This is a genomic window from Planctomycetaceae bacterium (assembly GCA_021371795.1).
GTDB lineage: Bacteria > Planctomycetota > Phycisphaerae > Sedimentisphaerales > UBA12454 > UBA12454.
This window is the reverse complement of the sequence record JAJFVK010000009.1, coordinates 1-13,868: the sequence shown is the minus strand read 5'-3', so window position 1 is coordinate 13,868 and position 13,868 is coordinate 1. Positions and strand designations below refer to the sequence as shown.

Sequence of the window (13,868 nt, the reverse complement as noted above, 5' to 3'; positions counted from 1 at the left end):
CAATCATTCAGCGCGATATTAAAATATGTGCGGTTGGGCATAAAGGGATTTAAAAATGGCAAAAGACACAAACAAAAAAGTATCGGGCTGGACGGTTTTCAAGAAAGACCTGCGTAATCATTTTCTGGCCGGAATTTTAATATTAATGCCTTTTGGCGTTACATTGCTGGTGATGCGGTGGGTCTTTAGCTGGATGGCAGGGTTTTTAAAGCCCTGGCTGCTGACACTTTTGGCGCTGGTAATCAAAAATCCCGAATTGCAGACGAGTCCGCCCGCGTATGTAAGTATTGCGACTTCAATCCTGTCGATTTTGATTCTTCTTATGCTCGTGTATCTTGTCGGTTTCTTTGCGCAAAGGTATTTGGGCAGGAAACTGATTTCTATCGGCGAATGGATACTGCTGAAGATTCCTGTATTAAGAACCGTTTACGGTGCGACAAAGCAGGTTATGGGCGCGATGTCTTTGCCCGGCAAAGAGGCGTTTATGTCGGTTGTGCTGGTTGGTTTCCCAAGGCCGGAAATGCTTTCAATTGGTTTTCTGACCGGCTATATAAATAATGAAAAAGGTGAAACATTATGCAAGGTGTTTGTGCCTACAACACCCAACCCGACTACGGGTTTTTTCCTTATATTGCGTTCAGAAGAGGTAGTTAAAACCGATATAACCGTCGAAGACGCATTTAAAACACTGATTTCTTTCGGTATCCTGATGCCGGAAAAATCATTTTTAGCAAAAGCAGATAAAATTTTAAGTCCCGAAAAATAAAGAACTTAAGACGGCAATTCAAAAATTTTCATTTTTTTAAATTTTTCTTGTTGACAAAAGGTTTGCAGGTATATAGTTTATATATTAACATTTAATTAGTAATTGATATTTGGAATTTAAAAGATGGCATTAAAAGAAGAATTAAAATTGAAAAGGGGGTTCGACGTAGTCGAACATGAAGCGATGCTGAATATTTACTATACAACAGCCAGCCTCAAGAAACGTGCTGATGCGTTCTTCAAAACGCTTGGCTTAACAGATGTGCAGTTTAACGTGATGATGCTTTTGAGTTATCAGGGTGGCGGCGAAGGTTTGAGCCAGGTTCAGTTGAGCGATATGATGCTCGTCAATCGCGCAAATGTAACGACGCTGATTGACAGAATGGAAAAAACATCATTGGTCGAAAGAACGAGCCTGTCTGGCGACCGCCGAACAAACATTATCAAGATGACCACAAAGGGTAAAAAGGTTTTTGAAAAGGCCGAGCCGATGTATGACAAAATTATAAAGCAGGCAATGACTGGATTCGGTCTGGGTGATTTAAAGAAGCTTATATCCATACTTGAAAAAGTTAGAGAAAATATAAATGGAAACTAAAACAATCAGTGGAATCTGCGTAATCTGCGATTAAACGATTTTTTTTAAATCAATAGTTAAGATATTAACAATATACATATAAAGGAAATAAAAAAATGAAAAGAAGATTTACAATAAGAAAAAGAATTGAACGCGGGATTATGAAAAGTCATTGGATTATTTTGGCTCTGGTAGTAGTCGGTGCGATTGGCTTTGGATTATTCAAATGCAATCACAAATCCACTGTATCGCCGGAAGCAGAACTTTGTGAAATTTTGTATCAAGTTGATTAATTTTTTCACCACGAAGGCACGAAGATTTTTTTTAGGAGAATTTTTATGAAAAAGAGAATTGGTATAGTGGTGTTTTATGTAGTGGCGAATATAAGGTGGAAATAAAATGAAAAATTTAAAAGAAATATCTGTAATATTATGCTCTATGTTTTTCCTGCCATTAGTTGGATGTAATGAAACCTATACTCCATTGCACAAAGCAGTATTATCTGGCAATAAAAAAACTATAAATAAGGTGCTCAATGAAAGAGTAAATATAAATGCTAAAACAAATAACGGACTTACAGCCTTGCATTTTGCCGCTATTAAGGGTGAACCAAATGTTATTAAGACGCTCATCAAAAATGGTGCAGATATAAATGCAAGAGGATATTATCAAGAGACGCCTTTGCATTACGCGATAGCAAATAATCGAAGAGAAGCTGCTAAAATTTTATTAGCATATGGTGCCGATGTGAATGCTAAAGACCACAGAGGCGAGACGGCTCTTACTGTTTGTTTAGATAGAATATGTAACAAAAATATAGGAAAAAAATTGGCGGAATTATTAATTGCCAACGGAGCAGATGTAAACATACGAGATGATGTAAATCAAACGCCTTTACATCAATCAAGTTTCGATAGTGAAATAGGTAAACTCTTGATTGAAAATGGTGCAAATGTAAATGCTAAAGACGATCTCGGTGAAAATGCACTGCATAAAGCAGTATATTGGAACAAGGACAGTAGATGTTTTATTGAATTATTAGTCCAAAATGAAATTGAAATTAATGTTAAAAACAACGAGGGTAGCACACCGTTACATGAAGCAATTACTTATGGTCAGGACGTGTATGTAATTCAATATTTAATTGCTAATGGTGCAAATGTTAATATCCAGGATAACGCGGGGGAAACGCCGCTTAGCTTAGCAATCAGCCGTTTTATCTGGAAATGCAAAAAAGAAGATATAGTAAAAATTCTTATTGAAAACGGATGTGATATAAATATCAAAAATACTAAAGGCAAAACTCCATTGGCTCAAGCACTCGAATGTAAAGAAAGAAAAATCGTGAAAATACTTAGTCAATATGGTGCAGTTGAAAAATAGAATGTTTATTTTAAGGAGAAATTTTATGAAAAAGCAAATTGGTGTAGTAATGTTTTATGCAGCGGCGATTTTTTTGACAGGCTGTGTACAGCCGTCGCTCAAGCCGTTGTTTACTGAAAAGGATGTTTTTTTCGACCCGAATCTTGTCGGCATCTGGATACCAAAAGATTCGAATGAAACGTGGGAGTTCAGCAAAATAGAAGATGCTAATGCCTATAAACTTGTTGTAACAGACGACGGCAAGACTGGAATTTTCACAGCGGGACTTGGCGAAATCGACAATAATCTTTTCCTCGATATTTTCCCAAGCGATGAAAACGACAACGATTTATACAAGCAGCATATGTTGGGAATGCATTCGTTTATGTGGGTAAAGCAAATCTCCCCGACGCTGCAAATTGCTCTGGTCGATTGCGAAAAGGTTGATAAAATAATCGAGGCAGAACCGAATGCGATTAAATATGAAAAGCTGAACGACAGACTCATTCTCTCGGCCGATACGAACGACCTGCGGGATTTTGTTATTGATTACGGCGTGAACGTTGACGATGCAAATTCGATTTTCGCAGAACCGATGACATTTTACCGCGAAGGCGAAAATTAATTAAGATTTAAGAATGAAGAATGAAGATTTGAGGAACGCCTTCGGCGTGATACTTATAAAAATCTACAATCTTCAATCTACAATATTCAATGTCTGGTGCCTTGGTGGCTATTAAGGAGCTTAAAAAATGGAGAAATTGCGAAATATTGTTTTAGCGGTTCTGGTCGTGATTTTCGCCGTACTGATGGTCAGCATTTTCGGTTTGAATGAGCGTATGAGCCTTCGGCATTTGCCGATTTTCGTTTTGCTTGCCATGGCGTGTGCGTTTTTTGTGCTTGGGATTGTTGAAGTTATTTTAAGCGTCAAAATCAAAGAGGCGAAAGTCAAAAAGGTATTTTTCACCCTCGCCGGTGCCTCCGCGGCGGGGATTCCGCTTTGTGCCGTGCTGCACAATGTTGTTTACGGGCTGTTTTTCGCTGGTAAAACCGGCGATGAGGCGGTATTTTTTATCCTTGCTGTATTGGTCTGCCCGATTCTGTTCGCAGTTGGAGCATTGGGCAGCGTGATTTGCGGCATTGTTGGAATGAAAAAGTAAGGATACTATATGTTTAATAAAAATTTCAAAACGTTTGAGGAATACTCACAATTTTACGGCCTGACATTCGACGGCGTTGAACATCAATGTTTCGATTTCAGCGCAGGCGGTAATAAATTAGTAGGGCAGGTTTTCCAGCCGAAGGAATATCGAGCAACTGTAATTATTGTCCACGGCTATCTCGTACACTGCGGCACGTTCGGCAAGTTTATCAAATATATGCTCGATAATCATATGGCCGTCGCGATGTTCGACTTGCCCGGCCACGGCCTTTCCGGCGGCGACCGCGGCGTAACCAGTGATTTTTCACAGTACACAATCGCACTTGACGAATTTTTGAGTATTATTAAGGAAAAATTGCACGGCCCATTCCACATCGTCGGCCACAGTACTGGCGGCGCTATTGTAATGGATTATATCACCGGCTTTGGCAGCGGCGATTTCGACAAGGTCGTTCTTGCCGCTCCTTTGGTACGATTTAAGCTGTGGCACCTGTCGAAAATCGGCTGCGCGATTTATATGCCGTTTATGAAGCACATTTTCAGGCTGTTCAGAAATATTTCGTCCGATGCGCAGTACGTTGATTTTCTCAAGCATCGCGATCATTTGCAGGTGAAGTCAATTTCGCTTCGCTGGGTCAGGGCGATTTTTAAATGGGAAAAGAAAATCAGTAAGATGCCTGTGGTTAACAAACCTGTTTTTGTTGTTCAGGGCACAAACGATACGACCGTTGCGTGGAAATACAATCTTAAGTTTATTCTCGCGAAATTCAAAAATGCCGACATTGAATTCGTCGAAAACGCCCAGCACGAATTTTTCAACGAAGCAAAACAATACAGAGATGAAGTGTTTGAGTTGATAAGAGATTATTTGGTAAAAAAGTAAAAAATTAAAAATCAAATATCAAAACTTGTCCTCGCGCAGGCGGGGATTGTGGAATGCCTTCGGCATATTATTTTTGAATTTTAATTTGTCATTTTGATTTTTGCATTTTGATATTTAATATATCAAGTTTATACAAGGACTAAACTATGGAATGCTTTATGTATTGGTCGATGCTTAAAACGCTGTGTGTCTTGACCGGCCCGATTGCCTTGATAATTTCCATCATCGCATTAAACAAGGCAAGTGAGAAATCCGCTTCGCAGCCGCGGCAGAGAATTGGTTACGAACCAAAACCAATAGAGCCTAAAATTCCGGAAATTCCCGCGATTCCCGTTGAAAAATCGGAAAGCGAAAAGCCCGTACCTCCGCCGCTGCCTGTGTTCACTGTTCAGGAGCAGCCGAAAGAACCGCAGCATATTGAAACCGAGTTCGATAAATACATCAAACACGAAAAAAGAGAACGCAGCAGAGAAATAGGAGTGTTGGAGCAGAAAATCGGCACACGATGGCTGCTCGTCGCCGGCATTATTACGGTTTTCGTTGGCGTCGGATTCTTTTTGAAATTTGCTTATGATAATTTCTCGATGGGTCCGCAGGGCAGAGTCATCGCCGTTACAATTTTCGGACTAATCGCGCTGCTGGCCGGCGAAATCACACGCCGTCAGGGCTTCGGCTTTGTCGCAAAGGGTGTTACAGCAATGGGCTTTGCGATTCTTTACGCCGCGGTCTTCTCGGCATATCAGATTTACAATTTAATCGGCTACATTCCCGCCTGCACCGCCGCGAGCATCATAACTATCGGCGCGATGGTGTATGCCGTTGTGCTTGATGAATTGCTGATTGCGTTTTTGAGTTTGCTTGGCGGATTCACGACGCCCGCGATGGTTCTATTGAAAGTTGTTCACCCGACGCCGTTGTTTGTTTATGTTTTGATTCTCGGTGCAGGTGCGATGGTCTGCGCATATTACCGCAGATGGCGTGTGATAAATCTGCTTGCCTTCGCCGGCACTTTCGGCCTTTTCGCAAGATGGTTTTACAGTTCCATGATTTACGCCACGCTCTCCAAAGGCGGGGCACTGACGACGAGCGAAATTTTGTTTGTGCTTGGCTGGCTTGGAGTTTTTTCGACGATTTATTTAGTTATGCCGGTTCTTTACAGCATTACCAAAAAGACAAAGGCACGTACCGAAGAAGTCTGCCTGATTCTTGCCAACGCGGCCGTAACATTATATTTCTTTTCCGCGATTCTGTTCGACTGGTTCAGGGATTACCTTGCGTTGATGTCTCTGACAATGGCGGCTGCTCATTTGATGCTTGCCGCGATAGTATATAAACGCTGCAAAGAGGATATTAATCTGCGGATGAGTTTGCAGGCGATTGGCATTTTCTGTGTTACGCTTGCCGTGCCGCTGTATTTCAAATTGGATGCGACAACAGTTACGTGGGCACTTGAGGCAGCGGTGCTTTCGTACATTGGTTTGCGATACAAGAGCATTTTAACACAAGCCGCGGGCTTAATCGTTATGACCGGCAGCATAATTTGCCTGCTTGTCGATATGCCGACACACAGAGAGAATTTTATTCTTAATGTGGAATTTGGAAGATGGGCACTCGTATCCGCATCCATTTTTGTGATCCATTTAATGTACCGTAAAAACAAAACCGAAAGCAGTTACGCGGTATTAACGCAAATCCTTTACGGCATATCGATGATTTTATTGTTTGCCGCCTGCTGGATGGAGTGGTCTGCGTGTAAAACAAATTATATGAGTGAACAAACCGGACAATTGATTATTTTCGCCGGTATGCTGATAATGTTTATGCCAAGATTTATTAAACCCGAAGGAAAATTTTCAGAAGTTTTATCGTGGGTGTTGATTATCGCAAGTGCTGTATTTTGTTGTATGGCAATATGTAATAATCCTTTTCCAAAACCAGTGTTTAAGAATGTTGACTTTGCAATAATTCTGGTATTTTTGGCAGTTATGCTGATTTATCAAATCAGGTACAGAAAAATTTCAGATGTTGGTTCGCAAATCCTTTATATCGCATTGGGGTCATTGTTCTTGCTTGCAGTTGCTTTTCAATGGGTGTTTTATTGCGGTGACAGTATTAGTCTGCCGGACGATAAACTTATTAGAGGCGATATCGTTATTTTGGCTGTGGGTATATTGTTATTTGTGGTTCGACCGCTTGCCCCAAAAGGCATTTTCCCAAAAATCATAGCTGTTGGTTTGGCGATAACTGGTTCGGTATTTACTATGTTAAGTTATCAGTTTTTGCAGCATACTGAATTCAGAATCTTTTTGAATATTAATTTCCTGATTACCGCAGTGTTTATAACTGGTTTATTTCTTGCCGCAAGATTTACAAGTAGCGACAAGATATTTAAAACCATCTTTTCAATCACTGGCGTAATTATGTTGTGGATTATTCTTACAATGGAAATATATCTTTACTGGCAGCACAAAACACTTGATGGCGAATATATTACAAACTGGCAGTTTATGGCACAGATGTGCATTTCGATTGCCTGGGCGGTTTACGCATTTGTTTTAATGGTGCTTGGCTTCTTGCGGAACAATAGATTCCTTCGCTATATCAGTTTTATGATTTTTGGCGTTCTGCTGTTAAAAGTATTTTTAGTTGATACGCACGAGATTAAAAATATTTATCGTGTCGCCGCGTTCCTGATGACAGGCATTACGCTGGTCGGCGTTTCGTATTTGTACCAGTATTTAAGAAAAAACGGTTTTTTCGATACGTTGTTTTTAAATGACTCTGAAAAGAAAGATTAACGCAGGGAAAATAATTCCTTAAAAAATATTTTCTTCGTGTCTTTGTGCCTTCGTGGCTACAGTAAAAGTAAATAAAGAAATAAAAACCTTTGTGTCTTGGTGTCTTTGTGGCTACTGTAAACAATTCGTTCAAATGGTTTAACGCAACGCAGTTCTTGGGTGCGTTGAACGATAACATTTTCAAGTTGCTGGTGATTTTCTTTTTGATTGGCGTTCAGGGCGACCAGTCCGCCGCGAAGGTTACTTCGCTTGCAAGTGCGATATTTGTTATACCGTTTCTGATTTTTATGGCGTATGCGGGCAAACTCGCCGACAAGTACAGCAAAAGCAGAATCGTCGTCTTGGCGAAATTCGCTGAAATTGTGATAATGACCGCGGGCGTCATCTCGTTTTTGCTTGGCAGTCAGTTGGGTCTTTATTGTGTTCTGTTTCTAATGGCTGCACAGAGCGCGTTTTTCGGCCCTGCCAAATACGGTATTTTGCCCGAGCTTGTCGAGCACGAAAAACTTTCAAAGGCAAACGGTCTTCTCGAAGCACTGACGTATCTTGCGATTGTTATCGGCACAGCGATGGGGCCGTTTATGTCGCAGATTACCGGCGAGAATTTTGCGATGGCAGGCGCAGCCTGTATCGTCATTGCGGTGCTGGGTTTTACGGCAAGTCTGCAAATCAAAAAAACTATTGCTGTCGGTTCGGATGCGCGTTCGTCAGTTATCTTCGGCAAAGACATCTGGCGAACGCTCAAGGAAATCAGCGGCGATAAGGATTTGCTCCTCGCCGTCGCCGCGTCAGCATATTTTCTGCTCATTGGCGGATTCATCTATTCTAATCTCATTCCGTATGGTATGAGCAATCTGGGCTTGAGCAAAACAGAAAGCGCATATTTGTTCGTCATTACCGCAGCGGGCATTGGCGTCGGCTCCGTTTGGGCGGGGCGTCTTTCCGGCCGTGATGTGGAATTTGGAATTGTGCCGCTCGGCGCGGTTGGTTTGACAATTTCATCGATTGGCCTTGGTTTTGTTCCGCATTTTTATATTATGATTCTGCTGGTGTTCATAATGGGCGTAAGCGCCGGCCTTTTCATTGTGCCGATTGACACGTTTATTCAGCTTCGCAGTCCCGCGGCCAAACGCGGCCAGATTCTCGCAGCTTCCGCTTTCCTCGGCTGGATTGGCGTACTGCTGGCAAGCGTACTGATTTACGTATTGAACAGTATTTTTAAATTATCCGCTTCGCAGATGTTCATGGTGCTTGGCATAATTACGCTCGTGCCCGCTCTTGCGACGATATTTATGCTGCCGGATTTTCTCGCACGTTTCATCGCGGTGCTTCTGACAAGATTTTGTTACAAGATTAAAGTTGTCGGTGCAGAAAATGTACCGGTCAAAGGCAGCGCACTGCTTGTCAGTAATCATGTCTCGTATGTCGATGCGTTTCTGCTGCTTGCGACCGGCCAGCGCAGAATCAGGTTTGTTATCGAAAAAAAGTATTACAAAAAATGGTGGGTTCTGCCGTTTGTGAAATTGATGAGGGTGATTCCAATTTCTTCGACAGACCCGCCTCGCCAGTTAATAGAATCTTTTCATCTCGCCAGAAAAGCGCTCGACGAGGGTTTCATGGTCTGTATTTTCGCCGAGGGCATTATGACGCGCAGCGGAATGATGGCAGGCTTCAAGGCAGGCTTCGAGCGGATAATGAAGGGCTCCGATGCGCCGATTATTCCAGTTTATCTTGGCGGAGTGTGGGGCAGCACATTCAGTTATTATGGTGGTAGACCGCTTTCGATGCTGCCAAAGGATTTCCCGTATCCGCTGACGATTCATTTCGGGCAGCCTTTGCCTGCGGATTCTTCAGCGCATATTGTTCGCCAGAAGGTCGCCGAGCTTTCGTGCGATTATTTCAACGGCAGAAAATCGCCGACCCGTTCGCTGAATTATCAGTTCATCAAGGCCGCGCGAAAAAACTGGCGTAAAAAAGCCATCGCCGATTCCACAGGAAAATTACTGAATTACGGTATGACATTTATCAGTTCACTCGTTCTCGGCGAAAAAATTAAGAAGATGACGACCAAAGGCGAAAAGCTCGGCGTGATTTTGCCGGCCTCGGCCGGAGCTGCGCTTACAAATCTTGCGATTACGCTGACCAACAGAATCGCGGTAAATCTGAATTTTACAGCCGGTCAGGAGAATATAAATTTTGCGATTAACCAGTGCGGAATCAGACATATAATTTCGTCCCGCAAATTCGCCGAAAAAGTGCAGATGAATTTCGAGAGCGATAAAATTATTTACCTTGAGGACATCATCGCGACAATTACTAAAAAGGAAAAAATCAGAGCGTATCTCAAGGCAAGATTTATGCCGATACGTTTGCTTGCCGAACCGATGAAGCAGGGCGGCGACGAACTTGCGACGATAATTTTCTCCTCCGGCTCCAGCGGCAAACCAAAAGGCGTAATGCTTTCGCATCATAATATCATCTCGGACATCGAAGGCGTGCGAATGGTTGTGATGATTCGCAAAGGCGACGATATGTGCGGTGCGTTGCCGTTCTTCCATTCGTTCGGTTTAACCTGCGGCTGTTGGATGCCGTTGACCAGCGGCGTTTCAGTTTCATATATCGCTAATCCTCTTGACGGCCAGGCAGTCGCCAAAAGCGTGCGTGAAAACCGCTCGACGATAATGTTCGCGCCTCCGACGTTTTTATCAACTTATATCCGCCGTGCCGAGCGCGAGGATTTTACGAGCCTGCGAATCGTTGCCGGCGGTGCGGAAAAATTAAAGCCGAGAATCATTGACGCGTTCCAGGAAAAATTTGGAATTCGTCCGGTCGAAGGTTTCGGCGCAACGGAACTTTCGCCTGTGGTTTCACTGAATATTCCGGATGTGTCGATTAACGCTGTAACGCAGATTGGCACAAAGCAAGGTTCGGTTGGCAATCTGCTGCCAGGTATCGCGGCGAAAATTGTGAACATCGAAACAGGTGAGCCGATGGGCACAGATGAACAAGGTCTGCTGATGATAAAGGGCCCGAATATTATGCTCGGCTATTTTAATGACCCTGAAAAAACGGCAGGCGTTATTCACGACGGCTGGTACAACACCGGCGATATCGCGAAGATTGACGACGATGGTTTCATTACTATTACGGATAGACTTTCGCGATTCAGCAAGATTGGCGGCGAGATGGTTCCGCATGGAGCGATTGAGCAGGTTTTGACCGAATCGCTCGCCGCGACAGAACCGGTTGTTGCTGTAACGGCTGTCGAAGACGAAAAGAAGGGCGAGGAACTGATTGTATTTTATGTTATGACGGCGGGTCCTGCGGAAAAGTTATATGATATTACAGCCAAGAGTGATTTGCCGAACATCGCAAAGCCTCGAAAAGAGAATTTTATCGAAATAGATGCGATGCCGATGTTGGGTTCTGGAAAAATAAACTTTGGAAAATTAAAAGAAATCGCGGCAATAAAAAAGAAAATATAACAATCATCAGAGTAAATAAATCGTGTTTAGCCCGGCCAACACTTTGGCCGGGTTCGTAAAAACAACAATTCCAAAATTTTGATTTTTAATTTGAATTCGTAGTGTGGGCTTTAGCCCACGCGGTTTTTATTATGGTATAAAACGATGAAAAGATATTTAGTTTTATTCTTTGCAATGTTATGCTGCTGCGATTGTTTCGCCAACACCCTGAAAATCAAACAGCGGGAAAACGGAATCATTTCAATTGTTGACAAGAAGAAAAATAGCGAGCCGAATCTTATAATTGGTACCCAGATTAAAGTTCCGTCAGACAGAAAAAATATTGTAATAGTTACACACGGCTGGTTCGACGGCGCAAAGGGGCAATTAGCCGAAGACATCGCATCTGCGATAAAAACGAAAGCCGACAGCAATGAATGGCTCTGCGGATACTTCGAATGGCGTGATGGAGCAATGGTTTTGAACGCTGTAAGTTCTGTTCAGTATGCTCGTGATTTCGCCGGCCCGCAACTTGCCAAAGCGATATTGGCATTGGGAAATTTCGAGCATATCCATTTAATCGGCCATTCGGCAGGCTGTTGGGTTATCGATAGTGCAGCCAAAGCGATTGAAAAGCAGACGCAGACGCGAATTCACCTGACGTTTCTCGATGCGTATGTTCCGAAAGGTTCCGACCAGTCGCAGCTTGGCAGATTGGAGAATACGAAAGTCAAATGGATTGAGCATTATTATATAAAGGATATTACGTTAGGCGTAACGGAGATAAATCTCACAAATGCGTATAACGTGGACATAACCCACGCCGACCCTGCGATTGCCGAGCACAAATTTCCGTTGCGCTGGTACTATGCGACGATTACCGGCCAATATCACAAAAGCGATTACCGCTGCGGCAGTGAAATTTACGATGAAGCCGACGGCGTGAAATACGGCTTTGCCCGCAGCCTCGAATCCGGCAAACAAAATTGGCAAAAAAATTTAGAACTAAAAGAAAACAAAAAAGCGATAATGATAAGGAATCAATAGAAGTTAGTATATTTGCTCTTATGTCATTTACGCATAGGTGGGAATTCGCATCGGTTAGCCGGTCGATTTATTCGACCGGTTGTTTAGCCGCTTCCGGTACGGAAGCGCATAACCCTCATCCCCGGAACCAATCTTCAATCTTAATTTTCTTTCGTGTCTTTTTCCGCTTTCCAAAAAATATTCAGACAGGTATAATGTTTGTATGGATAAAAAGACGGTAACAAAAAAGAATTTGAAGGATTCGGAGATTGGCCAGAACCTTGAGTATTGGCTTTCCAAAACGCCAGAAGAGCGCGTAGAGGCCGTCGAAATTTTAAGAAGACAAATGTATGGAAATACAGAAAGACTACAAAGAGTTGCTCGAATTATTCAACGCTCACAAAGTTGAATATTTGGTTGTCGGTGGTTTTGCATTGGCTTTTCACGGTGCGCCTCGTTTCACCGGCGATATAGATTTGCTTATAAAGCCGGACATTGAAAACGCAAAAAAAATTCTTGCTGCGTTAAGTGATTTTGGTTTTGCGTCTTTGAATTTTACAGAGGCTGATTTTTTAAAACCTGACAATATAATTCAACTGGGCTATCCGCCTGTTCGCATAGATATTATTATGTCTATCAGCGGCGTGGATTGGCAGACCGCTTCAAGAGGAAAAATAGCAGGCCAATATGGCGATGTGAATGTTTTCTATCTCGGCAAAGAAGAATTCATCGCAAACAAAAAAGCGTCCGGCCGGTTGAAAGATTTGGCAGATATCGAAGCAATTCAAAAAGCAAATAAAAACAAAAAATGTTAATGATATAATTTTTAAGGATGGGACAAATGCAAAAGGTGCGTACATGGTTATATATGGGTATTTATATATCAGGTGTTGTGCTTGGTTGGTTGTTGTTGGCATTGTCCATGGGGTTGTTTGCATTGGAGGATACATCTCATTATTCTCCTGTAGTAGCAGTAGTGTGGCTGTGTTCCGGACTACTGGGCTTTATTTTCCTTCTTGTTGCACTGGTCGTGGAAATGATTGTGGTGTATAAAATGTGGGCGGCAATAGGTGGCCCATCTGCGAGAACAACTCCAGGCAAGGCCGTTGGATTTTTATTTATACCTGTGTTCAGTCTATACTGGGAATTTCAGGTTTACTGGGGATGGGCTAAGGATTACAATAAAATAGTTATCGAAAGACAGCTTAATGTGCCACTAATGTCGACTGGTCTTGGCTTAACAATTCCAATATTAAATATATTGGGATGGATACCTTATGTAGGATGGTTGCTCGGTTTGGCTATTCCTGTTCTAAGGGTAATTTTCCTTTCAAAAGCCTGTACTTGCGTAAACGTTTTGTGTGATGCTGGTGTTACGCCTTATCTGTTATGGACGCAGCAACGTCAAAATAGTGAACAGAGTAATTAACGGTATTTTATTGTGAATTTGTTTCGTGCTTTGATATGCGTATTTTATAACAGTGTTAATCGGTATCTAAAAATCGTCTCTGGGGCTCCGCTTTTATTTTTGTAAAACACAAATTGATTTGTGTTTTGCAAGAAGTTTTTAAAGCTATTTTATAATTCTTCCGATTCCACAACTCAAAACTAAGAACTCAAGACTCAAAACTTAATTATCAGCGTTTAAATCGTGTCTTGAATTGCAACCTCATTATTTTTAATGGGTTAATATAGTCGTCCCTGAAAAAGTGGGTTTTAATTGCAAAGTCGCGTCCTATGTTACGGATACTTTGGCTTTGTGCACCGCCAATCTTACAAAAATCTCATAAATTTTCAGCAGCGCAGACAAAAATGCGGTTAATAACTTCCG

The 13,868-nt window shown here is 42.3% G+C and carries 12 protein-coding genes; all 12 read left to right on the top strand.

Annotated elements, in window-relative coordinates:
• Nucleotides 1-55: 55 nt before the first annotated feature.
• The 12 genes from LLF92_04840 to LLF92_04785 all read left to right on the top strand — a co-directional run bounded on the left by LLF92_04840 (nucleotide 56) and on the right by LLF92_04785 (nucleotide 13,466).
• Nucleotides 56-766 (top strand): DUF502 domain-containing protein, encoded by a 711-nt coding sequence (locus tag LLF92_04840; GenBank protein MCE5340437.1) that lies wholly within the window; start codon nucleotides 56-58, stop codon nucleotides 764-766.
• A 123-nt stretch (nucleotides 767-889) separates the two neighbouring features.
• Nucleotides 890-1,363: a MarR family transcriptional regulator gene (locus LLF92_04835; protein ID MCE5340436.1), complete on the top strand. Its 474-nt coding sequence runs from the start codon at nucleotides 890-892 to the stop codon at nucleotides 1,361-1,363.
• A gap of 95 nt (nucleotides 1,364-1,458) precedes the next feature.
• Nucleotides 1,459-1,635 (top strand): hypothetical protein, encoded by a 177-nt coding sequence (locus tag LLF92_04830; GenBank protein MCE5340435.1) that lies wholly within the window; start codon nucleotides 1,459-1,461, stop codon nucleotides 1,633-1,635.
• 106 nt (nucleotides 1,636-1,741) lie between these two features.
• Nucleotides 1,742-2,725, top strand: a complete 984-nt coding sequence (locus tag LLF92_04825) for an ankyrin repeat domain-containing protein (protein MCE5340434.1) — start codon at nucleotides 1,742-1,744, stop codon at nucleotides 2,723-2,725.
• Between the two features lie 25 nt (nucleotides 2,726-2,750).
• Nucleotides 2,751-3,329: a hypothetical protein gene (locus LLF92_04820; GenBank protein ID MCE5340433.1), complete on the top strand. Its 579-nt coding sequence runs from the start codon at nucleotides 2,751-2,753 to the stop codon at nucleotides 3,327-3,329.
• Nucleotides 3,330-3,456: 127 nt separating this feature from the next.
• Nucleotides 3,457-3,864, top strand: a complete 408-nt coding sequence (locus LLF92_04815) for a hypothetical protein (protein ID MCE5340432.1) — start codon at nucleotides 3,457-3,459, stop codon at nucleotides 3,862-3,864.
• 9 nt (nucleotides 3,865-3,873) lie between these two features.
• Nucleotides 3,874-4,749, top strand: coding sequence for an alpha/beta hydrolase (locus tag LLF92_04810; GenBank protein MCE5340431.1), 876 nt, complete (start codon nucleotides 3,874-3,876; stop codon nucleotides 4,747-4,749).
• A 146-nt stretch (nucleotides 4,750-4,895) separates the two neighbouring features.
• Complete coding sequence (locus LLF92_04805; GenBank protein MCE5340430.1) at nucleotides 4,896-7,547, top strand: DUF2339 domain-containing protein; 2,652 nt, start codon at nucleotides 4,896-4,898, stop codon at nucleotides 7,545-7,547.
• Between the two features lie 107 nt (nucleotides 7,548-7,654).
• Nucleotides 7,655-11,032 carry an MFS transporter gene (locus LLF92_04800; protein ID MCE5340429.1) on the top strand — a complete coding sequence of 1,126 codons (3,378 nt, stop codon included), beginning with the start codon at nucleotides 7,655-7,657 and terminating at the stop codon, nucleotides 11,030-11,032.
• A 144-nt stretch (nucleotides 11,033-11,176) separates the two neighbouring features.
• Nucleotides 11,177-12,058, top strand: a complete 882-nt coding sequence (locus tag LLF92_04795; GenBank protein MCE5340428.1) for an alpha/beta hydrolase — start codon at nucleotides 11,177-11,179, stop codon at nucleotides 12,056-12,058.
• 329 nt (nucleotides 12,059-12,387) lie between these two features.
• Nucleotides 12,388-12,852: a nucleotidyltransferase family protein gene (locus LLF92_04790; protein MCE5340427.1), complete on the top strand. Its 465-nt coding sequence runs from the start codon at nucleotides 12,388-12,390 to the stop codon at nucleotides 12,850-12,852.
• Nucleotides 12,853-12,878: 26 nt separating this feature from the next.
• A complete protein-coding gene (locus LLF92_04785; protein ID MCE5340426.1) occupies nucleotides 12,879-13,466 on the top strand; it encodes a hypothetical protein in 588 nt (195 codons plus the stop codon).
• Nucleotides 13,467-13,868 lie beyond the last annotated feature (402 nt).

Coding starts and splice junctions, on each gene's coding strand:
- LLF92_04840 (MCE5340437.1), top strand. CDS start 56: ATGGCAAAAGACACAAACAAAAAAGTATCGGGCTGGACGGTTTTCAAG.
- LLF92_04835 (MCE5340436.1), top strand. CDS start 890: ATGGCATTAAAAGAAGAATTAAAATTGAAAAGGGGGTTCGACGTAGTC.
- LLF92_04830 (MCE5340435.1), top strand. CDS start 1,459: ATGAAAAGAAGATTTACAATAAGAAAAAGAATTGAACGCGGGATTATG.
- LLF92_04825 (MCE5340434.1), top strand. CDS start 1,742: ATGAAAAATTTAAAAGAAATATCTGTAATATTATGCTCTATGTTTTTC.
- LLF92_04820 (MCE5340433.1), top strand. CDS start 2,751: ATGAAAAAGCAAATTGGTGTAGTAATGTTTTATGCAGCGGCGATTTTT.
- LLF92_04815 (MCE5340432.1), top strand. CDS start 3,457: ATGGAGAAATTGCGAAATATTGTTTTAGCGGTTCTGGTCGTGATTTTC.
- LLF92_04810 (MCE5340431.1), top strand. CDS start 3,874: ATGTTTAATAAAAATTTCAAAACGTTTGAGGAATACTCACAATTTTAC.
- LLF92_04805 (MCE5340430.1), top strand. CDS start 4,896: ATGGAATGCTTTATGTATTGGTCGATGCTTAAAACGCTGTGTGTCTTG.
- LLF92_04795 (MCE5340428.1), top strand. CDS start 11,177: ATGAAAAGATATTTAGTTTTATTCTTTGCAATGTTATGCTGCTGCGAT.
- LLF92_04790 (MCE5340427.1), top strand. CDS start 12,388: ATGGAAATACAGAAAGACTACAAAGAGTTGCTCGAATTATTCAACGCT.
- LLF92_04785 (MCE5340426.1), top strand. CDS start 12,879: ATGCAAAAGGTGCGTACATGGTTATATATGGGTATTTATATATCAGGT.